16 protein-coding genes are annotated in these 23,805 nt (G+C 67.6%); 13 read left to right on the top strand and 3 right to left on the bottom strand.

What is annotated here, in order from left to right; genetic code table 11:
* Nucleotides 1–4 precede the first annotated feature (4 nt).
* The 3 genes from KZJ41_RS00410 to KZJ41_RS00400 form a co-directional block, all read right to left on the bottom strand.
* Entirely contained in the window at nucleotides 5–1,267 is a 1,263-nt protein-coding gene (locus KZJ41_RS00410; protein ID WP_049904075.1) for an MFS transporter, read from the bottom strand.
* Nucleotides 1,268–1,363: 96 nt separating this feature from the next.
* Entirely contained in the window at nucleotides 1,364–2,110 is a 747-nt protein-coding gene (locus KZJ41_RS00405) for a GntR family transcriptional regulator (protein WP_251549985.1), read from the bottom strand.
* Nucleotides 2,111–2,119: 9 nt separating this feature from the next.
* Nucleotides 2,120–3,406 carry an MFS transporter gene (locus KZJ41_RS00400; RefSeq protein ID WP_006942118.1) on the bottom strand — a complete coding sequence of 429 codons (1,287 nt, stop codon included), beginning with the start codon at nucleotides 3,404–3,406 and terminating at the stop codon, nucleotides 2,120–2,122.
* Between the two features lie 546 nt (nucleotides 3,407–3,952).
* Here KZJ41_RS00400 and KZJ41_RS00395 point away from each other — a divergent pair.
* The 13 genes from KZJ41_RS00395 (at nucleotide 3,953) to lysX (ending at nucleotide 23,749) form a co-directional block, all read left to right on the top strand.
* Nucleotides 3,953–5,323, top strand: a complete 1,371-nt coding sequence (locus KZJ41_RS00395; protein ID WP_081637024.1) for an MmgE/PrpD family protein — start codon at nucleotides 3,953–3,955, stop codon at nucleotides 5,321–5,323.
* Between the two features lie 118 nt (nucleotides 5,324–5,441).
* Nucleotides 5,442–6,956 carry an aldehyde dehydrogenase gene (locus KZJ41_RS00390; protein ID WP_006942120.1) on the top strand — a complete coding sequence of 505 codons (1,515 nt, stop codon included), beginning with the start codon at nucleotides 5,442–5,444 and terminating at the stop codon, nucleotides 6,954–6,956.
* A gap of 20 nt (nucleotides 6,957–6,976) precedes the next feature.
* The gene (locus tag KZJ41_RS00385; RefSeq protein ID WP_006942121.1) at nucleotides 6,977–8,128 is read left to right on the top strand and encodes a zinc-binding dehydrogenase; all 1,152 of its coding nucleotides are present in this window, start codon (nucleotides 6,977–6,979) and stop codon (nucleotides 8,126–8,128) included.
* 1 nt (nucleotide 8,129) lies between these two features.
* Complete coding sequence (locus KZJ41_RS00380) at nucleotides 8,130–9,296, top strand: CaiB/BaiF CoA-transferase family protein (RefSeq protein WP_006942122.1); 1,167 nt, start codon at nucleotides 8,130–8,132, stop codon at nucleotides 9,294–9,296.
* Between the two features lie 343 nt (nucleotides 9,297–9,639).
* Nucleotides 9,640–10,398: a GntR family transcriptional regulator gene (locus KZJ41_RS00375; protein WP_006942123.1), complete on the top strand. Its 759-nt coding sequence runs from the start codon at nucleotides 9,640–9,642 to the stop codon at nucleotides 10,396–10,398.
* A gap of 497 nt (nucleotides 10,399–10,895) precedes the next feature.
* Nucleotides 10,896–12,089: an IS110 family transposase gene (locus KZJ41_RS00370; RefSeq protein ID WP_006942124.1), complete on the top strand. Its 1,194-nt coding sequence runs from the start codon at nucleotides 10,896–10,898 to the stop codon at nucleotides 12,087–12,089.
* Nucleotides 12,090–12,469: 380 nt separating this feature from the next.
* Nucleotides 12,470–12,568 carry a K(+)-transporting ATPase subunit F gene (gene kdpF / locus KZJ41_RS00365; protein WP_065923246.1) on the top strand — a complete coding sequence of 33 codons (99 nt, stop codon included), beginning with the start codon at nucleotides 12,470–12,472 and terminating at the stop codon, nucleotides 12,566–12,568.
* Nucleotides 12,569–12,575: 7 nt separating this feature from the next.
* Nucleotides 12,576–14,276: a potassium-transporting ATPase subunit KdpA gene (gene kdpA / locus KZJ41_RS00360; RefSeq protein WP_006942128.1), complete on the top strand. Its 1,701-nt coding sequence runs from the start codon at nucleotides 12,576–12,578 to the stop codon at nucleotides 14,274–14,276.
* A 62-nt stretch (nucleotides 14,277–14,338) separates the two neighbouring features.
* Complete coding sequence (gene kdpB / locus KZJ41_RS00355; protein WP_373566458.1) at nucleotides 14,339–16,429, top strand: potassium-transporting ATPase subunit KdpB; 2,091 nt, start codon at nucleotides 14,339–14,341, stop codon at nucleotides 16,427–16,429.
* Between the two features lie 5 nt (nucleotides 16,430–16,434).
* Entirely contained in the window at nucleotides 16,435–17,094 is a 660-nt protein-coding gene (locus tag KZJ41_RS00350) for a potassium-transporting ATPase subunit C (RefSeq protein ID WP_065923247.1), read from the top strand.
* 7 nt (nucleotides 17,095–17,101) lie between these two features.
* Nucleotides 17,102–19,648, top strand: coding sequence for a sensor histidine kinase KdpD (locus KZJ41_RS00345; RefSeq protein WP_050034278.1), 2,547 nt, complete (start codon nucleotides 17,102–17,104; stop codon nucleotides 19,646–19,648).
* Nucleotides 19,645–20,325, top strand: coding sequence for a response regulator (locus KZJ41_RS00340; protein ID WP_050034277.1), 681 nt, complete (start codon nucleotides 19,645–19,647; stop codon nucleotides 20,323–20,325). Before KZJ41_RS00345 ends, KZJ41_RS00340 begins: the two co-directional genes overlap by 4 nt.
* A gap of 124 nt (nucleotides 20,326–20,449) precedes the next feature.
* Nucleotides 20,450–23,749: a bifunctional lysylphosphatidylglycerol synthetase/lysine--tRNA ligase LysX gene (gene lysX, locus KZJ41_RS00335; protein WP_168578838.1), complete on the top strand. Its 3,300-nt coding sequence runs from the start codon at nucleotides 20,450–20,452 to the stop codon at nucleotides 23,747–23,749.
* The last annotated feature ends 56 nt before the right edge of the window (nucleotides 23,750–23,805 follow it).

Genomic DNA, 23,805 nt, shown 5'->3' with positions numbered 1-23,805 from the left:
CTCCCTACCGCAGGGATGACACAGCGCCCTCGGTGCCGTGTTGAATCGATCGTCGGGCCCCGGCTCCTGCGGAAGAGACGAGGATCAACCCCACCCCGATGGCGAGCCAGATGGCCGCGGCAAGCATGCCGATCCGGAAACCCCAAGGACTGACCACCGAGGCGAGGGCTGGTCCGGCGCTGGCACCGAGAAAGGTGAAGGATCCGTACAGTGCCGTTGCACCGCCCGTTTCCTCCGGACGCACCTGCACCAGAAGTGACTCGACAATGGCTGACGCCGTAGCGGAAATCGCCGCCACGAGCAGCAACACCGCTATCGACAGTCCTATCAGGTAGTCCGACGACACCGATCCGGCGGCCACGGACATCGCCGCCACACCCAACGCCGCCGCGCCCCGGCGGGCCGGTCGCCACCGCCTCAGTACTCGACCCAGAAATGGAATGACGAGAAGTGCTGGCACGGTGATCAAGCGCAGCACCTGCAGGGCCTCGGGATTTCCGGCAACCGACGGCGGGCCCACCAGCGAGATGGTGGTGAAGACGCTGACATACCCTCCGAGGAATGTGGCCGAAGCACCGAACAGCGCGACCAACCGCCACCTGCCCAGAATCGTCACCAAGACCCCGAAGAGCCGCGCACCACGGGGGTGGCGGATGGCCCGCGCCCTCGGAACGAACACAACAACGACCACGGCGGCCACCGCGAGCGCACCCGCACCGAGCACAAAGACCGCGCGCCAACCGGCCGCAACAGCGATCACCTGTGCGGCGACGGGAACGACTGCCGCCGCTCCGAGGAAACCGCTGGTCAAACAGCTCAAAGCCAGCAGACGCTGGCGCGGATCGATGTTCTCGGCAATATACGTGAACGCGGCGGGGGCGAAGGCGGCTGCCGCGCAGCCCTGCCCCGCGCGAGCGATCAGTTCGAGAAGCAGCGTGGAAGGAAGGGCTGCCAGCAGCGTGGTGACGGCAGCGGTGCACAGACCCACAGACATCACGGTATGGGAACCGAATCGCGACGCCAGCGGCCCCGCCGCGAGGAACCCGACAGCATAGGCGACGCCGAACACAGTGGAGGTCGCCGTCACATGTGCAGGGTTGACATCGAAGGAAGCGGCCATCTGCGGTAACAGCGCCAATACCGAGTACATCTGTCCTACCGCGGTGACAGCCGTGGCGGTGAGAATGATAATCACTCGCCGGGGCGGGACATACCGATCCCGGACGACGTCGATCGAACCGATATCGGTGCTCGTCTCTCGACCCACACCGCCTCCTTCGTGCGTTCCTGGTAGGTCAACCGTGTAATCGATTGCCACCCCGACCACTTCGTGGTGGCTCGGAGCGGACCGCGGACGTCCCGATCAGCGGTGCCGGCCCAGGTCCATCCGGTAGCTGTAGCGGCGGGGATTGAAGCGGGAGGCGGTGAACTCGACCGGCCGCCCACCGGCGTCGTGGTACAGCCGCTCGATGAGCAAGACGGCGTCCCCTACCGAGCATCCGATCAGTTCGCTCTCAGTTTCTTCGGCTCGAGTGGCGTGGATGCTCTGGGTCGCCGAGACGATGCCCTCGGGCAGTAACCGCTCCGCCGATTGAATGATCGTGCTGTCGGTCTCCCATGCTGCCCGATCGATCACGTTGTCCGCCAATGAGGAAACCATGTAGTGCCGAGTCAGGGCGAAGGGCGCATCGTTGTAGCAGCGTTGGACGAGGGCACAGCGGACATCTGAGATGTCCGCGCCGAGGTCACGAGCGATCGCAGGCTCGCTCACCCCCCGCCGGAAAGGCTCGAGCAACCGAGTGGTGGTACCGGGCCAGCTCATGATCTCGTCGAGCGATCCGATCGCACGCTGATAGCGAACGGAGTTCGTCTCGTACCCAATCAAATACGTGCCGCTGCCCTGAACACGGTGCACCATGCCCACCTCGACCAGGTGTCCGATTGCTTGCCGGATCGTGTGCCTGCTGACGCCGAAAGTGTGCCGAAGTTGATCCTCGGTAGGCAACTTGTCACCCACGGCGTACTCACCGCGTTCGGCTCGCCGCCGAAGTTGTTCGGCGACGAGCCGGTACGCGGGACGCTTCAGATACGAATGCGTCTCCACAATCATGCCTGCCTGTCAGTCCCTCACCGAGGGTGCTTCGTCACTGAACAGCGACACTCCGCGAGTCTCGGGGAGATACCGCAGCAGGATCAAGAACGACAGCGCTGCAACCGCGACCAGATAGAAGGCGGGAGCGACGATGAGCGCGGCCGCCGCCGCGATGGCGGTGGCGATGAACGGGCCGGGCCCGCCGATGAGAGCCTGCGCGACGTTGAAGCCGATCGAGCTACCCGTCACCCGCAGTCGGGCCGGGAAGAGCTCGACCATGAGAACTCCGAGCATGACATTGGCCAGTGCCTCGAACGCCGCCAGGATTGCCAGACCGATCAGTGCGAGGTACCAGGTGCCGGTCGAGAGCAGCGCGAAGCAGGGGACCGCGGTCAGAGCAATGCCGACGGCGCCGAGCAGCATCGTGCGTCGGCGGCCGATGCGGTCGCCGATCATGCCTGCGACGGGACACATGAGTGAGTAGATGAGCAATCCGAGCACCGCGAGTTCGAGGGCGGAGGTCTTGGCCATGTGGACCTCGACACTGAGGAAGGTGACCACGAAGGTTGCGAGGTAGTAGAAACCGAGGCCGGTCACCGCGGTGCAGACGAACACCAACAGGATTCCGGATCGACTGTGCTTACCGGCGTTGCGCAGCGGGGCATGCTCGACCTCGTGAGCGCGCTGGAGCTCCTGGAACACGGGAGTGTCCTCGAGCCGGAGCCGGACGTAGAGACCCAGGACGGCCAGTGGGCCGGCGACGAGGAAGGGGACACGCCACCCCCAGCTCGTCATCTGGTCGTCGGACAGCAGGGCCGTCAACAGCAAGGTCACCGCACCCCCGGCCATGACCCCGATGCCGGCGCCGGCGGAGACCACACTGCTCCACAGCCCGCGCCGGCGGGCCGGTGCATATTCGACGAGGAAGGCAGCCGCGCCCGCGTATTCGCCACCCGCAGAGAAACCTTGGGCACACCGAAGGAGCACCAGAAGAGCGGGAGCAGCGACGCCGATTGTGGCGTACGTCGGCAGGACGCCGATGCCGATCGTGCAGATGCCCATGACGACGATCGCGAACGAGAGCGCCGCGCGGCGACCGGCACGATCGCCGAAAGCCCCGATCAGCAGCCCGCCGAGCGGACGAAAGAGGAACGCGACGCCGAAAACGGCGAGGGAGGCCAACAGCGACGTCGTGGCGTTGCCGGACGGAAAGAACAGCTGTCCGATGGTCGCGGCCAGAAACCCGTACACCGCGAAGTCGAACCACTCGAGGAAGTGGCCGATGCCCGCGGCGACGGCGACGCGTCGAGACACCCGGGGTGCCAGCGTCCCCGATGAGGTCAGCGCATCAGTCGTCGGCGCCTCTCCCGGAGTGGTGGGGGGTGACGGCAATACGGGGGGTGGGTTCGTCATCGAGGTCTCCTCGGGAAGCGTCGTGGACTTCTTTCGCCACGACGTGAATTTGGTCCTGCGCGAATCTGATGGTGTTTCTGGCGCGCCCATGATCCTCCGCCCTGGCGGCCCACAGTGAGATGAGCCACAGTTGTACGGATGATTGGAAGGTAGTCATGGTCGACGCTTGCGTCAACCCCTGGAGTGGGCGGGTTCGCCGCTACGTGGAACTTGGACAACGGAAACGTCTTGAACAGGCAATTACCGTCAAATAACGGGACCGTCGTGGTCGGATCCTGGAGGTGGGCGGGTTCGATTCGCGTCGTGATTGACAGACGCATCGTTGCGCAATAGTGTCTCAAGTCATACGGACAAATTGTGAAACGGTGGTGGTCGGATCCGCTTCCGCGGGCAGCTCCGGCAGGAACTGCAACTGACGTGTCCACGAATCACGGAAGGGATGTGCGCATGGCTGGCAGCACGATCGCCGAACGACTCGGCGCCTTCGCCGCAGATCTGGAGGTCGATGCGCTTCCGCTACCAGTCGTCGAGCGGGCGAAGGGGTGCCTCATCCACGCTTTGGCGGTGGGGATGGCCGGCTCGGCCGCTGGCTTCGGGCGACGGGCCGAGCAGGTTACCCCCGGAGTGAGCTCGCCACCGAACCGCCGGGGATACGCCCGCTCGCTGGTGACCGGCCAGTGGCATCCGGCCTCGACGGCGGCCTTCATCAACGGAGTGCATCTACATGCCCGGGCGCAGGAGGACACACATGGCACGTTCCATCCAGGCGTAAGCGTCGTACCCGCCGCTCTGGCGGCAGCAGAGGCCAGCGCTGTCGACGGTCGGACTCTGCTTGCAGCGGTCGTCGCGGGTTACGAGGTGGGCATCGCGCTGTCGAAGCCACTCACGGACCTGACCACCCCGCCCTTTCGCGCCACGGCGGTGTTCGGACCGGTAGCTGCCGCTGCCGCCGTCGCACGAATCCGCGGCCTGAGCGGCGAACGCACGACCTCCGCGCTGGCGATCGCCGCATCGATCTCCGGTGGCACGTCCGAATCGTTCGGTGCCGGAACTGACGAATGGCATTTCCAGTCGGGAATTGCGGCGACGAGTGGACTGATGGCAGCGCAACTTGCCGAAGCCGGAGTTGCGGGCTCGCGGGCCGCTTTCGAAGCCGAAGCGGGATTCCTCGACTGCTTCTCGCGATCGCGTGAGGCAGCGGAAATGATCGCCCGCGACCTCGGGCGGTCCTGGAACATGCTCGAAGTAACCTTCAAGCCCTACCCGGTGTGTGCGTTCAATCAGGCGCCGGCCATGCTCGCGGTGCGGCTGCGCGAGTCCGGTCTCCACGCCGACGAGGTCGCATCGATCCGGCTGCAGATGAACGAACGCGAGGCAACCTATCCGGGCATGCCCTCGCGCGGGCCCTTCACCAGTACCTCACAGACACTGATGAGCGCCAGATTCGCCTTCGCAACCGGGCTCGTCCACGGCGACATCACCTACGGCCTGTTGCAACACTTCACCGATCCGCAGGTGCTCGACCTCATCGGCAAGATCGACCTCGTCGCCGAGTCGGCACGCCCGGCGAAAACCGCACACGCCACTGTGGGCTTGGTCGACGGGACCGCGGTCCAAGACGCCATCGAGGACTCCGATGCGATGCTGTCGTGGGACACCGACGGCGTCGTACGCAATGCCGAACGCCTCGCAGACGAAATTCCGCTGTCCACAAAGGAACTGGAAACCTTGATCGACAGCGTGGCCACGTTGCCCGACGCGCCGTCCATCGACCCGTTGATCCGTGCGACTTTGGCGGGCATCTCCGTCAGAACGTGAGGACAGCTCTTTTCCAGTCGTCCCCCTCGACATGCGGGGTACATCGAAACCCGAAACCGACGCTCCCAATTCAACAGTGCCGGGCACTCGATCCGGCCGAGAAACGAGAAAGAGCACTATGACCGAGAACGTCGCCATCGCCGAACGGCGAAACAGCGAACTCCAACACCGAAAGATGTACATCGACGGCGAATGGGTCGACGCCATCTCCGGTGAGATTTTCGAGACCGTCAACCCCTACAACGGGCGGGCCTGGGCCACTGCCCCACTCGCCGGACCGGAAGATGTCAAGAATGCTGTCGCGGCCGCGCGACGCGCGCTGTCCGGGCCGTGGGGATCGATGTCCGCGGCGCAGCGAGGCGCCCTGATCCGTAGACTGGCGGCGCTGATCGAGCCCCACGCAGACGAGCTCGCGCGTATCGAGACCACCGACAACGGCAAGGTCATCCGCGAGACGCGCGGCCAGATGGCCGGATTGCCGGCGACCTACGAGTTCTTCGCCGGCGCTGCCGACAAGATCTTCGGTGACACCATCTCCGCGCCCCAGACGAACTTCTTCACCTACACTCGCCGCGAGCCAGTCGGCGTGGTCGCCGCGATCCTTCCCTGGAACAGCCCTCTGTTCCTGCTGGCGAGCAAGCTCGCGCCCGCCTTGGCCGCCGGCTGCACATTTGTCGCCAAGCCCGCAGAGCAGACGCCGACGTCGACCCTCGAATTCGCCAAGCTCGTCGATGAAGCCGGTTTCCCGCCCGGAGTGTTCAACGTCGTCACCGGCGCGGGGAACACAGGAGCCGCACTGACCGCCGAACCCGGCGTGGACAAAGTCACCTTCACCGGCTCCACTGCCACCGGAATCGCGGTCATGAAGAGCGCCGCCGACCACATCGCAGAGGTCACCCTCGAACTCGGCGGCAAGTCCCCCAACATCATCTTCCCCGACGCCGACATCGATGCGGCCGTCAACGGGGTGATGGCAGGAATCTTCGCCGCCACCGGCCAGACCTGCATCGCCGGAAGCCGTTTGCTGGTCCACGAATCGATCCGCGATACCGTCGTCGAGCGACTCGCACGACGCGCACCCCAGATCAAGATGGGGGATCCGCTCGACATCGAAACCGAGATGGGCCCCATCGCCTTCGCCGAGCAACTCGAGAAGGTCCGCTACTACGTCGACCTCGGAGTCGACGAAGGAGCCACAGTGGTGTGCGGCGGAGAGCGTCCGCAGGACACCGAACTGGCCGACGGGTACTTCTTCCAGCCCACCATCCTCAGCGGCGTCGACAATTCGATGCGCGTGGCACGGGAAGAAATCTTCGGACCCGTGCTGTCGGTCATCACCTTCACCTCGGAAGAAGAGGCGGTCCAACTCGGCAACGACACGACCTACGGACTCGCCGCGGCGGTGTGGACGAAGGACGTCCAACGCGCGCACCGCGTGGCGCACCGGCTCAATGCCGGCACGATTTGGATCAACTCCTACCGTGTGCTCGCCAACAACGTCCCGTACGGCGGCTTCGGGCAGAGCGGAATCGGCCGCGAAAACGGCATCGAAGGCCTCGACGCGTATCTGCAGACCAAATCCATCTGGGTCGAACTCACCGGTGAAAGCCGTGACCCGTTCAAGCTCGGCTGAACCAACAGGAGCAGAAACTGATGACCACCACATTCGACATCCCCAAGACCAGCCAGGCGGCGGTGCTCACCAAGCACAGTGAGCCGCTCGAGATCCGCGAAATTCCGGTACCCCAGACCCTGGAACCGGGCGCACTCCTGGTCCGTATCGAAGCAGCGACGGTGTGCGGCTCGGACCTGCACCTATGGGACGGCTCCCTCGGCGGCAGCCAGGCGCTGGACCTACCCGTCATTCCCGGACACGAAATGGTCGGGCGGGTGATCGCATTCGGTGACGGCGCCGAGCGAGACACCTTCGGGACACCGCTCGAAATCGGCGATCGCATCTGCTTCACCCACGCTTCATGCAACCAATGTGACCACTGCCGGTTCGACAACCAGCCCACCCTGTGCACCAACCGGCAGTACTACATGTTCACCAACTGCGAGCGTCCCCCGTACCTGGTCGGCGGCTTCGCCGAGTACGCCTATGTCTTCCCCAATTCGGGACGAGTGCGCGTGCCGGACGAGGTGGAAACCTCTTGGGCATCGGCGGCCAGCTGCGCACTGCGCACAGTTGTGCACTCTTTCGAACGCATCGGCAAGATGAATCCCTGGGAAACCGTCGTTATCCAGGGAGCGGGCCCGCTCGGCCTGTTCGCTACCGCCCTCGCCGATCATCTCGGCGCCGGACGAATCATCACCGTCGGCGCTCCCGATACCCGCCTTGCCATTGCCAAGCAGTACGGGGCAACCGACCTCGTCTCTGTCGCCGAACATCCCGAACCCGAAGACCGGGTCGCCGCGGTCCGCGAATTGCTCGGCGGGCACGGCGCCGAAGTCGTCTTCGAGTTCTCCGGCGCACGCACCGCGTTCCCAGAAGGTCTGGGAATGATCAAGGAAGGCGGCCGCTACATGGTCACCGGCCAGATCGACGGTCCAGGCAAGGAAGTCCCGGTCCGGCCCGGCTTCATCACCCGACAGCAGCTGACCATCATGGGAACCTGGTCCGGGCACATCGCCGAATATCGCAAGGCTCTCGACTTCATGAAGAACACACATGGTAAGTACGACTTCGGCGCACTGGTCCCGAACCGGTACCGGCTCGACCAGGCGACCGAGGCACTGACGCGGATGCGGGCACAGGAGGACATCAAGCCGATGCTCGTCCCGCACGCAACCGAAGGAATCTGACGTGAGGCCCCTCGACGGCATTCGGGTGCTCGAGATGGGCCAGTACATCGCCGCCCCCTACTGTGCGATGATGCTGGCCGACCTGGGCGCGGAGGTCATCAAGATCGAGAAGCCCGACGGCGGCGATCCGCGCAGAATCTACGATCCGCTCGAGCAGACCGAGACCGGATCTATGAGCGGCGGGTTCCTGAGCTACAACCGCAACAAGAAGTCCGTCACGCTGGACTTGAGCACAGAAGGCGACCGAGCCCGATACCGGACCCTTGCGGCGACCGCGGACGTAGTCGTGGAAAACCTCCGTCCCGGTGCCGTCGACCGTATGGGAGTCGGATACGAAGCGCTCAAGGAGGCCAATCCACGCCTGATCTACTGCGCCATCAGCGGCTACGGACGGTTGCGGACGCATCGAGGTGAATTTGCCGAACGGCCGGCCTTCGACACCGCCATCCAGGCAGTCGGCGGATTGATGTCGGTGACCGGAGAACCCGGGGGCCCGCCGCTGCCGACGGTGACCGGTTTCGCGGACGTCTTCACCGCGGTCCACGCCACCGTCAGCGTGCTCGCCGCTCTACAGGGACGTCAGAATACCGGTGTGGGCGCGTTCGTCGATCAGAGCATGTACGACTCCGTGGCGTCCCTGCTCGAACGCGAACTGATGCTGTGGGATTTCACGGGCGAGCATCGAGTGCGCGGGGTGGATCGCTACTCTCCACTCGGTGCCCTCGAGGCCGAGGATGGTTATGTTGCACTGATTCTGCCCACCCACGAAATGTGGCGGCGGCTGTGTGTGGCAATCGAGCGGACCGACCTGCTCGACCATCCACTGTTGGACACCGTCGTTCACCGGGCCGAGAACTTTGCATCGGTGATCCGCCCCGAAGTCGAACGGTGGACACGGTCGCGCACCCGCCGCGAGATCGTCGAACGTTTCGCCGCCCATGGGCTTCCCGCCGGGGAAACCCAGACCGTGGACGAGCTCTACCGGTGCCCTCACCTTGACGCGCGTCGCATGTTCCTCGAGATCGACGATCCGTATGCCGGTCGCCGAAGGATGATCCGGACACCGTTCCTGACCGACACCTACGAGGAGCCACGCACCGACTCGGCGCCCCAGCTCGGCGCCCACAACGACGAACTGCTTGCTGAGGTGGAACCGACCACGGCCTGAGGCGCCCGCCGACATAGATGGCGGGGACACCAGCACCACCGCGACAGGGCCCACATCCGTATCGGGTCCGTCGTGCTGCGGTGACAGACGTCCATCGGTCGCCCAACTCCGGCGCCGGAAGGACCGAGTGTGGAGGTGTGATCGCAGACGGTCACACCTCCACACTCGATTCATCAGTATCAATTTGCGAGGTAGCAGAAGTAGTATGCAATCTGACGCCACGAATATGCTGTTGTTGCAGTCAATTCCCGTTACCGAGTCTCCCACGTTGAAGATTCATCCGTACGAGCGCTAGTGTGGTGGATGACACCCTGCCGATCGCATCAAGGAGAAGGAGGAGCCCGTGGTGACGAAGAAGGCCGCTCCCGCGGAGCGTGGTGTCCCAGCGTACCGAGAGTTGGCCGAGAAGTTGCGGGCCGACATCGAGGCAGGTGTCTACTCGGTGGGACGGAAAATGCCCACCGAAAGCGTGTTGCAGTCGGTCCACAACGTCAGCCGCCACACGGTGCGTGAGGCGCTCCAGATACTGCTCTCGGACGGGTTGATCTACCGCGTCCAAGGCAGCGGAACCTATGTGAGCGGGCGTCAACAGGACACCCGGGGCCGCTATGTCCGCTCGATCGGCTCCCTCGACGAAATTATCGTCTGGCCCGATACGAACACCGAGGTGATCGAACCATTCACCGTCGTCGTCGAGCCCTCCATCGCGGCCCGATTGGAATTGCCGTACATCGAGGTCAGCAAGGCCACCGTTCGACGTTCCTATGAGGGACTCCCCTTCGTCCTGACACGTCACTACGTCGAACCCGAACTCGGTGCGAAACTGGCCGCGGACGGGGTCCCGTCGGTCGGCGAAGGAACCGTGATCGGGGCGGCCGAAAAACTCCTCACCAAGCCGATCATGGGCGCGCGCCAGGAGATCACCGCCATGAACGCCCCCGAGCACGAGGCTGAGCTGATCGGATGTCAAGCTGGAGACGCCATACTGCTGATCGAGCGTCTTTATTACGACGCGGACGGCAAGTTCGTCGAGTTCACATCCTCTCATTTCAATCCACGTCGGTACTCGTACCGCATGGAACTGAGGCGGCGAGGAGCCTGAACAGGTCGTATTCCTTCTCGGCCTCGAAGTACAAGGTAGTCACGTCGTAGAGCAGCAGGTTCAGATCACCGGCTGCGACAACATGTTCGAAGCAGCACTCCGCGATTCGGTCGCGGTAGCCGCGGCCGGTGCAGCGGTGCGGTGTCCGCACGAACGTGTTGATCTGCTGGGTGGGCGCCCGGGCGCACCTGCACACCGATCGGCGCCGGCTGCTCGGGCACCTGCGCACCCGCTACTCGTACGACCGTGAGCAGCTCCCCCCCGTTACGTTATTTACGGTCCTTCGCAGAAGGACTCCGGTCGCCAGACCCGGTATGACTCCTTGCCCCTGTCTCTCGCATGATCCGGGGGGTGGTGTCGCCGGGTGTGGTGGCGTCGACGGACCGCTGATAGGGACACGGCCAACCGAAGTAGGGTAGGTCTCTTTGTAACGTGGGTGTCGGGCGTCGATGCCGGATCGGCGACCGGCCGACCGAGACACAAGGGACGACCCGGGAATGGACTCGAACTATGCGGTGTACTGCGGCATCGACGTCGGCAAAGGTGAGCACCACGCCGTCGGACTGACTGCCGCCGGAAAGAAGGTCTACGACAAGGCGTTGCCGAACGACGAAGCGAAGCTGCGGGCGGTCTTCGACCGCCTGGCCAGCCACGGATCGGTGCTGGTGGTCGTCGACCAACCCAATACGATCGGCGCCCTGCCGGTCACCGTGGCCCGCGCCTGCGACCACGAGGTCGGCTACCTGCCCGGACTGGCGATGCGCCGCATCGCCGACCTGTACCCCGGACAGGCGAAAACAGACGCCCGCGACGCCTTCATCATCGCCGATACCGCCCGCACCATGCCGCACACCCTGCGCCGGGTCGACACCGGCGTCGAGGCCCTCGCCGAGCTCGAGGTCCTCGTCGGGTTCGACGACGATCTCGCCGGCGAGGCCACCCGGGTCAGCAACCGGATCCGCGGTCTGCTCACTTCCATCCACCCCGCCCTCGAGCGGGTCCTCGGCCCCCGGGTGGCACACCCGGCGGTCCTCGAGATCCTCTCCCGCTGCGGCGGGCCGGCCGGAATCCGCAAGGTCGGCAAGCGCAAACTCACCGCGATCGCGGTCAAGCACGCACCCCGCATGGGCACCCGACTTGTCGGTGAGATCCTTGCCGCCCTCGACGAGCAGACCGTGGTCGTGCCCGGCACCCAGGCCGCGGAGACCATCCTCCCCAAACTCGCCGACACCCTGAAAGAGACTCTCCAGCAACGGAAAATGGTTGCCGAGGACGTGGAGAGGGCGCTCGATGAACACCCTCTTTCCCGGGTCCTGACCTCGATGCCCGGCATCGGTTTCAGGACAGCAGCCCGGGTCTTGATCGAGGTCGGTGACGGCTCCGCCTTCGCCTCCGCCGCCCATCTGGCGGCCTACGCCGGCATCGCACCGGTCACCCGTAAATCGGGCTCCTCGATCCGTGGCGAGCACCCGGCCCGCTCCGGCAACAAAAAGCTCAAACGCGCGCTGTTCCTGTCCGCATTCTCCGCCCTCCACGACCCCACCAGTCGCGCCTACTACGACAAAAAGCGTGCCGAGAAGAAAAAGCACAACGCGGCCCTGATCTGCCTCGCCCGACGCCGCTGCGACGTTCTCTACGCCATGCTGAAAAACAGGGAACTCTACCGGGCACCACTCCCCTCAGCGGCTTGACAGGAACCATAGGGACACCCCCCCGCTCGACGAGGTGGCCGACGTGCGTGCGCGCCTGGTCGACGTGGCGCTGCGGTGATGCCGGCGGCCCCGAGCCGTTCCGGCGTCGGGGCCCGCGGGCGCTGCGCCGCAGGGACGCCGGACCCGGGGTGTAAAGAATTCGTCAGGACATCGGCCGCGGGCGTCAAGATTCCGTATGGATCGCGGTCCACGGACGGGCGCGGTGCGACAGTGTGGTGCGGGGCGCCGATCGGCGCCTGATTCGTGTCTACGACAAGGGAAGACGACATGGCCGACACCGCGTACGTGGTGCTGATCCTGGCAGGGTTCCTGGTATGCGCTCTGGTCCTGCGCGCGCTGCATGTGCGAGGTGAGAGCCGATGACCTGGGCAGGGGTGGCGAGCGTCGCGCTCGTCGTGCTCACGACGGCACTGGTGGTGTACCTGCTGATCGCGCTGCTCGATCCGGAGAGGTTCTGACGATCCGATGACTCCAGCTGTTGCCGCGGGACTGCAGATCGGCCTGGTCGTTGCAGTCCTGGCGTTGGCATACGTTCCACTCGGCGACTACATGGCGAGGGTGTACACGACCGACACCGACCTGAGGTGGAAGGACCTGCGGATCGAGTCCCTGATGTACCGGCTGTGCCGGATCGATCCGCGCGCAGAACAGACCTGGTACGGATACGCCGCGAGTGTGCTCGGTTTCTCGCTCGCGAGCGTGCTCTTGCTGTACACGGTGCAGCGACTGCAGGGTGTCCTGCCGCTCGGCCGGGACCTGGGTGGAGTGAGTCCGGCGGTGGCATTCAACACCGCGGTCTCGTTCGTCACCAACACCAACTGGCAGTCCTACGTGCCCGAGACGACGATGAGCCCACTCACCCAGTCCGCCGGCCTCGCGGTGCAGAACTTCGTCTCGGCGGCGGTCGGCATGGCGGTCGCGATCGCCCTGATCCGCGGCCTGGTACGCGTCGGGCGCGGCGGCGAGATCGGCAACTTCTGGGTGGACCTGGTGCGCGGGACCCTGCGGATTCTCTTGCCGCTGGCGTTCGTGATCGCGTTGATTCTGTTGTCCCAGGGCGTGATCCAGTCGTACCGCAGCGGCTTCTCCGCCACCGGACTGGACGGCAACGCGGTCACCACCGCGCTGGCGCCGGTCGCCTCACAGGAGGCGATCAAGGAACTGGGCACCAACGGCGGCGGCATCCTCGCCGCGAACTCGGCCCACCCGTTCGAGAACCCCACCCCCGTCACCAATATCGTCGAGATCCTCGCGATCCTGCTGATCCCGGTGACGCTGACGCGCACGTTCGGCACGATGATCGGCAACCGACGGCAGGGCCTGACCGTCCTCGGCGTGATGGCGTTGCTCTACGGCACCGTCCTGGCGGTGGCGCTGGCCGCCGAATCCGGCACGCGGGGCGTGGCGGCGAACGCCGCCGGCGCGATGATGGAGGGCAAGGAAGTCCGGTTCGGGATCCCCGGTTCGGTGCTGTTCGCGGTGTCGACCACCGGCACGAGCACCGGTGCGGTGAACTCGGCGCACGACAGCATGTCCCCGCTCGGCGGTGGGGCCGTCCTGCTGAACATCCTGCTCGGCGAGATCGCGCCGGGCGGAGTCGGCACCGGCCTGTACAGCATGCTGGTGCTCGCGGTGATCGCCGTGTTCGTCGGGGGCCTGCTCGTGGGGCGCACGCCCGAGTTCCTCGGCAAGAAGCTGCGCAGGCGCGAGATCACCCTTGCCGCGCTGGCGGTGCTGGTGATGCCGGCGCTGGTGCTGACCGGCACCGCGATCACCGTGATCCTGTCCACCACCACCGGGTATCTCGGCAACTCTGGGGATCCGGGCACTCCGGGCGCGATCCACGGGTTCACCGAGGTGCTCTACGCCTATGCCTCGGCGTCGAACAACAACGGCAGCGCGTTCGGAGGGCTGACCGTGACCAGCGACTGGTTCCAGTCCTCGCTGGGCATGTGCATGCTGCTCGGGCGGTTCCTGCCGATCGTGTTCGTCCTGGCCCTGGCCGGATCGCTGGCCGCGCAGCGTCGCACCCCGGCCGGTGCGGGCACGCTGCCCACCACCGGTGCGGCCTTCGCCGGGCTGCTCACCGGAACGGCCGTCCTCGTTGCGGCTCTCACCTTCTTCCCGGCCCTCGCTCTGGGCCCCGTCGCGGAAGCACTGCATTGACGCCGGCGCCGCGACCACGGCTCGTCCTCCCGCCCCGCGGCGGAGATCACGGAGATACTTCGGTGACCATCGACCTTCATTCCCACCGGGAGACCATCACCTCCCACCCGCATCGTGTCGGCGGGGGCGTGTTCAGCCCCCGTCAGCTGGCAGAGGCCCTGCCGGGAGCGATCCGCAAGCTCGATCCCCGGCATGTGGCGCGGAATCCGGTGATGTTCGTCGTGCTGGTCGGATCGGCGGTCGCCACCGTCGCGGCGATGGTCGAACCCACGCTGTTCGCGTGGTCGATCGCGGCGTGGCTGTGGTTCACCGTGCTGTTCGCCAACCTCGCCGAGTCGGTCGCCGAGGGGCGCGGCAAGGCGCAGGCGGCGAGCCTGCGAAAGGTCAAGCAGGACACGACAGCCCGTCGCCTCACCGGTCCGGCCGCCGAGGAATCCGTATCGGCCACCGAGCTGCGCATGGGCGATCTCGTCGTGGTGGAGACCGGTCAGACGATCCCCGGTGACGGCGACGTGATCGAGGGCATCGCCACGGTCGACGAGTCGGCGATCACCGGAGAATCGGCGCCGGTGATCCGCGAGTCGGGTGGCGACCGATGCGCCGTCACCGGCGGCACCACCGTGCTCTCCGACCGCATCGTCGTGCGGATCACCGCACCACCCGGGCAGACCTTCGTGGACCGGATGATCGCTCTCGTCGAGGGGGCCGCCCGGCAGAAGACCCCCAACGAGATCGCCCTGAACATCCTTCTCGCGGCGTTGACGATCGTGTTCCTGCTCGCGGTCGTCGCGATCGGTCCGATGAGTGCGTACGCCGGCGCCGAGCAGGGACCGGTCGAGCTGATCGCGCTGCTGGTGTGCCTGATTCCCACCACGATCGGTGCCCTGCTCTCCGCGATCGGCATCGCCGGGATGGACCGGCTGGTGCAGCGTAACGTGCTGGCCATGTCCGGTCGTGCCGTCGAGGCGGCCGGGGACATCGACACCCTGCTGTTGGACAAGACCGGCACCATCACCTACGGCAACCGGCGCGCCACCGCACTGCACCCCGCTCCCGGCGTCACGGATCTCGAAATGGCTTCTGCGGCAAGGCTGTCGAGCCTGTCCGACGAAACCCCCGAGGGGCGCAGCATCGTCGAGTTGTGCGCCGAGCGGTTCCACCTCGATCCGAGCCCGTCGGGCGCCGAGCGCTCCGCCGAGTTCGTCGCATTCACCGCGCACACCCGGATGAGCGGCCTCGACACCGCCGGAGACGCCGGCATCCCGGTCCGCATCCGGAAGGGCGCCGCCGACGCGGTGACCCGCTGGGTGGCCGAGCAGGGCGGACGGATCCCCGAGGCGGTGAGCACCGTCGTCGACGACATCGCCCGCGGCGGCGGAACACCGCTCGTGGTGGCCCGATCCGACGATCGCGGCGCATCGGTGGTCGGCGTCGTCGAGCTGTCCGATGTCGTCAAGCCCGGCATGGCACAGCGATTCGCCCAGCTGCGGGCGATGGGCATCCGCACGGTGATGATCACCGGGGACAACCCCCTCACCGCGAAGGCGATCGCAGCCGAGGCGGGGGTCGACGACTTCCTGGCCGAGGCGACCCCCGAGGACAAGCTGGCGCTGATCCGCTCGGAACAGCAGGGCGGACGGCTGGTCGCGATGACAGGTGACGGTACCAACGACGCGCCCGCCCTCGCCCAGGCCGACGTGGGGGTGGCGATGAACACCGGCACCTCCGCGGCCAAGGAGGCGGGGAACATGGTCGACCTCGACTCCGATCCGACGAAGCTGATCGAGGTGGTCGAGATCGGCAAGCAGCTGCTCATCACGCGCGGGGCACTGACCACCTTCTCGCTGGCGAACGATCTCGCGAAGTACTTCGCGATCCTGCCCGCGTTGTTCAGCGGGATCTACCCACAACTGGCGGGGCTGAACATCATGGGACTGGCCACCCCGCAGAGCGCGATCCTGTCGGCGGTGATCTTCAATGCCCTCGTGATCGTGGCGCTGATACCGCTGGCCCTGAAGGGTGTGCGGTACCGGCCGGCGAACGCGTCGTCGCTGCTGGGGCGGAATCTGCTCGTCTACGGCCTCGGCGGGGTGATCACCCCGTTCGTCGGGATCTGGCTGATCGACCTCGTGGTGCGTCTGGGAATCGGGTGACACTGATGGGATTCGGTAACTTCTTCGCAGGGTTGATGCGGCAGGCGCGAGCCGGCCTGCTGATGCTGGTCGCACTGACCGTGATCGTCGGAGTGGCCTATCCGGCGGCGGTGTGGGCGGTGGGACGGCTCGGTTCGGCGAGCGCCGAGGGCTCGCCACTGACCGACACGAACGGTTGCGTCGTCGGCAGCCGGCTGATCGGCGTCGACCCGCAGGTCGCGCCCGGCGAGCCCGATCCGTTCTTCCACACTCGGGTCGTCGGCTCGGTCGCCGACGCAGACGCCTTTGCGCCGGGCGACCCGGCCGCCGCGCTGCCGTCCAACCAGGGCCCGAGCAGCGAGGTGCTGGCCGCCTTCGTCGACGAACGGCGTGCCGTGATCGCCACGCGCGAGCAGGTGCCGCCGCAGGAGATTCCGGTCGATGCGGTCACCGGGTCCGGCTCCGGCGTCGATCCCCACATCTCCCCGGCCTACGCCGCGGTGCAGGTGCCGCGGGTGGCGCGGGTCACCGGCATCCCCGAGCAGCGGGTCCGGGAGCTGGTCGCCGCGCACACCGAGGGCCGGCAACTCGGGTTCCTCGGCGCCGAACGAGTGAACGTGCCCGAGCTGAACGTGGCGCTGGGACTGACCGCACCCGACTGCGACGGGGTCCCCTCGGGTGGATGATGGCGTCGTGACCGGTACTGCACGCACCGCCGCCCCCGAGGCGTCGCGCCGGGGGCGGCTGCGGATCTACCTCGGTGCCGCCCCCGGCGCGGGCAAGACGTTCGCCATGCTGGGCGAGGCCCATCGGCGGATCGCCCGGGGCGGTGACGTGGTGGTGGCGATCGTGAACACGCACGGTCGTGCCCGCACCGCCGAACAACTGGCCGGCCTGGAGACCGTCCCGCCCCGACGGATCGGCTACCGGGACGCGGTGTTCGAGGAACTGGACCTCGATGCCGTGCTGGCCCGCCGGCCGGCCGTCGCCCTGGTCGACGAGCTCGCCCACACCAACGTTCCCGGCAGCCGCCACGCGAAACGGTGGCAGGACGTCGAGGAACTGCTCGACGCGGGAATCGACGTGCTGTCGACGGTGAACATTCAGCATCTCGAGTCCCTCAACGACGTGGTCGAACAGATCACCGGCGTGGTGCAGCGCGAGACCGTCCCCGACGACGTCGTGCGCCGCGCCGACCAGGTGGAGCTGGTGGACATCACCCCGCAGGCCCTGCAGCGGCGCCTGGCGCACGGGAACGTGTATGCGCCCGAGAAGGTCGATGCCGCGCTGCGCAACTACTTTCGGGAGGGCAACCTGACCGCCCTGCGCGAGATCGCCCTGCTCTGGCTCGCCGACCAGGTCGACCTCGCGCTCGCCAAGTACCGCGGCGAACACGCCATCACCGACACCTGGGAGGCCCGCGAGCGGGTCGTCGTCGCCGTCACCGGTGGGCCCGAATCGGAGACGTTGGTGCGCCGGGCCAGCCGCATCGCCGCCAAGGCGAGTGCGGAACTGATGGTCGTGCACGTCGTCCGCGGCGACGGGCTCACCGGCGTCTCGGCGCCGCAGATGGGGAAGGTCCGGACTCTGGCGGCGAGCCTGGGGGCAAGCCTGCACAGCGTCGTCGGCGACGACGTGCCCACCACGCTGCTCGACTTCGCGCGGGAGGTGAACGCCACCCAGCTGGTGCTCGGCACGTCCCGGCGCCCGCGGTGGGCACGCATCCTCGACGAGGGCATCGGGGCGGCGGTCGTCCGCGACTCCGGCAAGATCGACGTGCACATGGTGACCCACGAGCACACCGCCCGTGGGCCGAGGATGGCGTTGCTGGGCCGCCACGAGCGGCGACTGCAGTCCTGGATCGCGGCGTTCGTCATCCCCGTCGTCGCCACCGGCGTGATGGCGCTGATCGACCACTTCACGGGCTTCGAGGGCCAGCACACGCTGTATTTCGTCGTCGTGCTCGCCGTCGCGCTGTTCGGCGGAATCGGTCCGGCCATCGTCGCGGCCCTGCTGTCGGCCCTGCTGTTGAACTTCTTCTTCACCGAGCCGCGCTACAGCTTCACCATCGCCGAGCCGGCCAATTTCGTCACCACCGTGGTGCTGCTCGTCGTCGCCGTGGCGGTCGCCGCACTGGTCGATGCCGCCGCGGCCCGGGCCCGCGAGGCCCGGCTCGCGTCCCAGGAGGCCGAACTGCTCGCGCTGTTCGCCGGCGCGGTCCTGCGGGGTGCGGACCTGCCCCGGCTGCTCGAGAAGGTCCGGGAAACCTACGCCCAGCACGGCGTCAGCCTCGTCCGCACCGACCGGGAGCCGGCACAGGTCCTGGGGACGGCCGGGTCGGCGCCACCGACGTCGATGCAGGCCGCCGACACCGTCTGCGAGGTCGACGACAGCGCGTACGCCCTCCTGCTCGGTGGTCCGCAGCTGCGCGCCCGCGACCGCCGGATCCTCACCGCGGTGGCCGGACAGGCCGCCGGACTGGTCCGGCAGCAGGAACTCGCCGCCGAGGCCGCCCAGGCGTCGGCCCTGGCCGAGACCGACCGCCTGCGGCGGCTGTTGCTGTCGGCGGTGAGCCACGACCTGCGCACCCCGCTCGCTGCCGTCAAGGCCGCGGTGTCGAGCCTGCGCAGCACCGATGTCGAGTTCTCCCCCGAGGACACCGCGGAGCTGCTCGCGACCATCGAGGAATCCACCGACCAGCTCACCGGCCTGGTGTCGAATCTACTCGACTCCTCCCGGCTCGCGGCCGGGGTGATCACGCCCGTCCTGCAGCCGGTCTACCTCGACGAGGTGGTGCACCGGGCCATGGTCACGCTTTCGAGCGGCGGTTCGGACACCGCCCGCAACGTTCGCGAACGCATCGAGGTCGACGTCGACGACACCGTGGTCGCTGCGGACAGCGGGCTGCTCGAACGGGTCCTGGCCAATCTTCTCGACAATGCCCTGCGCTACGCACCCACCGGTCCGATCCGCGTCGGCGCCGGCACCTCCGGTGACCGCACCACCGTCACCATCGCGGACTGCGGTCCCGGACTCGCACCCGGCGACACCGGCAACGTCTTCGCCGCCTTTCCCCGCGCCGGGGACCACCGCAGCAGCCGCGGGGCGGGGCTCGGGTTGACCGTCGCCCGCGGATTCGCCGAAGCGATGGGCGGGACCGTCACCGCCACCGAGACACCCGGTGGCGGGACCACCATGGTGGTCGAGCTCGCCGCCGCGCCGGCCAGGGTGCCGCGATGACCCGCATCCTCGTCGTCGACGACGAACCACAGATCCTGCGTGCGTTGCGCATCAACCTCGCCGCACGCGGGTACGAGGTGATCACCGCCGGCGACGGACACTCCGCCCTCCGTGCCGCCGCCCAGCAGCATCCCGATGTGATCGTCCTCGACCTGGGCCTGCCCGACCTCGACGGGATCGAAGTGCTCGCCGGGCTGCGCGGCTGGTGCACGGCCCCCGTCATCGTCCTCTCGGCACGCACCGACGCCCTCGACAAGGTGGCCGCCCTCGATACCGGAGCCGACGACTACGTCACGAAGCCGTTCGGGATGGAGGAGTTCCTCGCCCGCATCCGCGCCGCGGTCCGCCGGGCCGGCACCACCTCGGACACGACCGAACCGACGATCGACGCCGACGACTTCACCGTCGACCTCGTCGCGAAGAAGGTCACCCGCGACGGTGCACCGGTGCACCTGACCCCCACCGAGTGGGGGATGCTCGAGATGCTGGTGCGCAACCGCGGCAAGCTCGTCGGCCAACGGGAACTGCTCGAAGAGGTGTGGGGGCCGTCCTACACGACCCAGACCCATTACCTGCGGGTGTATCTCACGCAGCTGCGCCGCAAACTCGAACCCGATCCTGCGCACCCTCGCCACCTGCTCACCGAACCGGGAATGGGATACCGCTTCGAACCGTGAAGCCACTCGCGCGGGACGAAGCGGGGCGGTCCGAGCAGCGCCGCCGGACGTCCGGCACGACGGATTCGTAACCAAATCCCGGTTCCGAGCAGCACGACGTCCCGGGCGGCGCTACCGTCGACGCATGTCAGCGGACGTTGCTGCGGCACCTGCGGCGCACCCCCACCTGCCTGCCCGGCCCCGCGGCCGCCTGAACTCGGTCCCCCACGTGGTGGGCCTGACCCTCGGGATCTTCGCCGTCGCGGTGGCGCTGTGGTCGATCTCCCCCACCCTGCGCTACTTCGTCCATACGCCACGGGAATACGTGGACACGTACCTGTTCGACGCGCCCGACACCAGCCTGTCGTACGCGCTGGTGCTCGGCCTGCTCGCGGCGGCACTGGCGAGCCGCAAGCGGATCGCGTGGTGGATCCTCACGGTGTACCTGGCCGGATTCGCGATCTACAACGGATTCGTGGCGGTGTCGGACCGCAGCATCGACGCGGCGATCGGTCTGGTGCTGCAGGTCGCGGCGGTCGGGCTCCTGCTCGCGGCGTATCCGGAGTTCTACACGCGGGTTCGTCGCGGGGCGGTGTGGAAATCGCTGGGCGTCCTCGTCGCCGGGCTCGCCGTCGGCACCCTGATCGGGTGGGGGCTCGTGGAACTGTTCCCCGGCACCCTGCCGTCCGACGAGCGGTTGCTGTGGGCGGTCAACCGGGTGACCGCCCTGTCCCTGCTCGACAACGACCAGTTCAGCGGGCGCCCACACGGATTCGTCAACACCCTGCTCGGCCTGCTGGGGGCGCTGGCGCTGATCGCGGCGGTGATCGTGCTGTTCCGGTCGCAACGGGCGACCAACGCACTGACCGGGAGCGACGAATCCGCGATCCGGGGCCTGCTCGAGCGTGGCGGCGACGATTCGCTGGGCTACTTCGCGACCCGCCGCGACAAGGCGGTCGTCTTCGCGCCCAGCGGTAAGGCCGCGGTGACCTACCGCGTGGAGGTCGGGGTGTGCCTCGCCAGCGGTGACCCCGTCGGCAATCCGGAGGCGTGGCCGCACGCGATCGACGAGTGGCTCGCGCTCGCTCGGGGTTACGGCTGGGCGCCGGCCGTGATGGGTGCGAGCGAGGCCGGCGCCACCGCCTACCGCCGGGCCGGTCTGTCGGTACTGCAACTCGGCGACGAGGCCATCCTCCACACCGCCGGATTCTCGCTCTCCGGCCGGGAGATGCGGCCCGTGCGCCAGGCCGTCTCGCGTGCCCACAAGCAGGGGGTGACGGTGCGCATCCGCCGGCATCGGGACGTCCCCGAGGCGGAGATGACACTGGCGATGCGGTGCGCGGACGAATGGCGGGACACCGAGACCGAGCGCGGATTCTCGATGGCCCTCGGGCGTCTCGGCGACCCGCTCGACGGGAACTGCCTGCTCGTGGAGGCGATGTCCCACGACGAGGTGGTGGCGATCCTGTCGCTGGTGCCGTGGGGGGCCGACGGCGTGTCGCTCGATCTGATGCGCCGGAACCCGCAGGCGCCCAACGGTGTCGTGGAGATGATGGTGTCGGAGCTCGCCGCCCACGGCGGCGAGTTCGGGATCACGCGGATCTCGTTGAACTTCGCGGTGTTCCGCTCGGTGTTCGAGGAGGGCGCACGGATCGGCGCCGGTCCGGTGCTGCGGCTGTGGCGTTCGGTGCTCGTGTTCTTCTCCCGCTGGTGGCAGCTCGAGGCGCTGTACCGGTCGAACGTGAAGTACCAGCCCGAGTGGGCGCCGCGGTTCCTGTGCTTCGCGGACAACAGGGTGCTGCCCCGGGTCGGGATCGCGTCGGCGATCGCCGAAGGCTTCCTCACGCTGCCCAGCTTCGGCCGGGAACGAAGCGCCCGCCGCCACACCGGGACGCAGACGTCCGCTCCCCCGGCGCTCGTCGAGTCCGGAACCCTGCACGACGACGGTGCCGCCCCCGACGTCGAGCCGGCGCCGGAGTCGCGCACCGGTCCCCGGCGGCCGGAGCAGGTGCGGGTGCGGATGACGAAGCTCGAGCGGCTCGTGGAGTCGGGCGTGGACCCGTACCCGGTGGCGAACCCCCCGTCGCACACCGCCGCGACGGCCGTCGCCGCACCCGAGGGCACCGCGGTGCGGATCGCCGGCCGCATCCTGCGGCTCCGGGACTTCGGCGGCGTGCTGTTCGCGGTGCTGCGGGACTGGTCGGGTGACGTGCAGATCCTCGTCGACCGCGGCCGCGTCGGCGGCCGCCGCTTCGTGTTCGACCTCGGCGACCTCGTCGAGGTGAGCGGGGTGACGGGCCGCAGCCGCAGCGGCGAGCTCTCGGTGCTTGCGGAGGACTGGCGGCTGGACGGCAAGTGCCTGCACCCGCTGCCCGACAAGTGGCGGGGCCTGACCGATCCCGAGGCGCGGGTACGCCAACGGTACGTGGACCTCGCGATCAACCGCACCGCGCGCCGGTTGCTCACGGCCCGCAGCGCGGTGGTGCGGTCGCTGCGCGAGCAGCTGCAGGCCCGCGGCTACCTCGAGGTGGAGACACCGATCCTGCAGCCCGTGCACGGCGGCGCCAACGCCGCACCGTTCACCACCCACATCAACGCCTACGACCTGGACCTGTACCTGCGGATCGCACCCGAGCTGTACCTCAAGCGCCTGTGCGTGGCGGGTATGGAACGGGTCTTCGAGATCGGCCGGGTGTTCCGCAACGAGGGCGCGGATTTCAAGCACAACCCGGAGTTCACGATCCTCGAGGCCTACGAGGCACACGCGAACTACGAGGTCATGCGGGTGCTGGCGCGCGAGTTGATCCAGGCCGCGGCCGTCGCGGCCCACGGACGCGAGGTGATCGTCCGGCCCGGCCCCGACGGGCGGCCCGTCGAGATCGACATCTCCGGCGAGTGGCCGGTGAAGACGTTCCACGGGGCGGTCTCGGAGGCACTCGGCACCGAGATCGACGCGCAGACCCCCGTCGAGGAGTTGCGCCGGCTGTGCGACGAGCACGAGATCCCGTACAACCCCGAGTGGGACGCCGGCGCGACGGCGCAGGAGATGTACGAGCATCTCGTCGAATCCCGCACCGAGTTCCCCACCTTCTACACCGACTTCCCCACATCGGTCTCCCCGCTCACGCGCCCGCACCCGACGAAATCGCTCGTCGCCGCCAAATGGGACCTCGTCGCGTGGGGTATCGAGCTGGGGACGGCCTACAGCGAGCTGACCGACCCGATCGATCAGCGTGCCCGGCTCACCGAGCAGTCGCTGCTCGCCGCGGGCGGCGACGAGGAGGCCATGGAGCTCGACGAGGACTTCCTGCAGGCACTCGAGCACGCCATGCCGCCCACGGGCGGCCTCGGCATGGGCGTGGACCGGATCGTCATGCTGGTCACCGGCGGCAGCATCCGCGAGTCCCTCGCATTCCCCCTCGCCAAGCCGCGCGCTCGACGCTGAGGCCCCGGTTTCACGTGAAACACCGGGTCGACCGAGCGCGCGTTCGGTCGCCGTGG

This window comes from Rhodococcus sp. 11-3 (assembly GCF_023704055.1).
In the GTDB taxonomy this organism is placed as follows: domain Bacteria; phylum Actinomycetota; class Actinomycetes; order Mycobacteriales; family Mycobacteriaceae; genus Rhodococcus; species Rhodococcus aetherivorans.
This window is presented reverse-complemented; position numbering and strand designations above follow the sequence as displayed.

Excerpts from the sequence above, each read along its gene's own strand:
- KZJ41_RS00405 (WP_251549985.1), bottom strand. The coding sequence starts at position 2,110 with ATGATTGTGGAGACGCATTCGTATCTGAAGCGTCCCGCGTACCGGCTC.
- KZJ41_RS00395 (WP_081637024.1), top strand. The coding sequence starts at position 3,953 with ATGGCTGGCAGCACGATCGCCGAACGACTCGGCGCCTTCGCCGCAGAT.
- KZJ41_RS00390 (WP_006942120.1), top strand. The coding sequence starts at position 5,442 with ATGACCGAGAACGTCGCCATCGCCGAACGGCGAAACAGCGAACTCCAA.
- KZJ41_RS00385 (WP_006942121.1), top strand. The coding sequence starts at position 6,977 with ATGACCACCACATTCGACATCCCCAAGACCAGCCAGGCGGCGGTGCTC.
- KZJ41_RS00370 (WP_006942124.1), top strand. The coding sequence starts at position 10,896 with ATGGACTCGAACTATGCGGTGTACTGCGGCATCGACGTCGGCAAAGGT.
- kdpF (WP_065923246.1), top strand. The coding sequence starts at position 12,470 with ATGACCTGGGCAGGGGTGGCGAGCGTCGCGCTCGTCGTGCTCACGACG.
- kdpA (WP_006942128.1), top strand. The coding sequence starts at position 12,576 with ATGACTCCAGCTGTTGCCGCGGGACTGCAGATCGGCCTGGTCGTTGCA.
- KZJ41_RS00350 (WP_065923247.1), top strand. The coding sequence starts at position 16,435 with ATGGGATTCGGTAACTTCTTCGCAGGGTTGATGCGGCAGGCGCGAGCC.
- KZJ41_RS00340 (WP_050034277.1), top strand. The coding sequence starts at position 19,645 with ATGACCCGCATCCTCGTCGTCGACGACGAACCACAGATCCTGCGTGCG.
- lysX (WP_168578838.1), top strand. The coding sequence starts at position 20,450 with ATGTCAGCGGACGTTGCTGCGGCACCTGCGGCGCACCCCCACCTGCCT.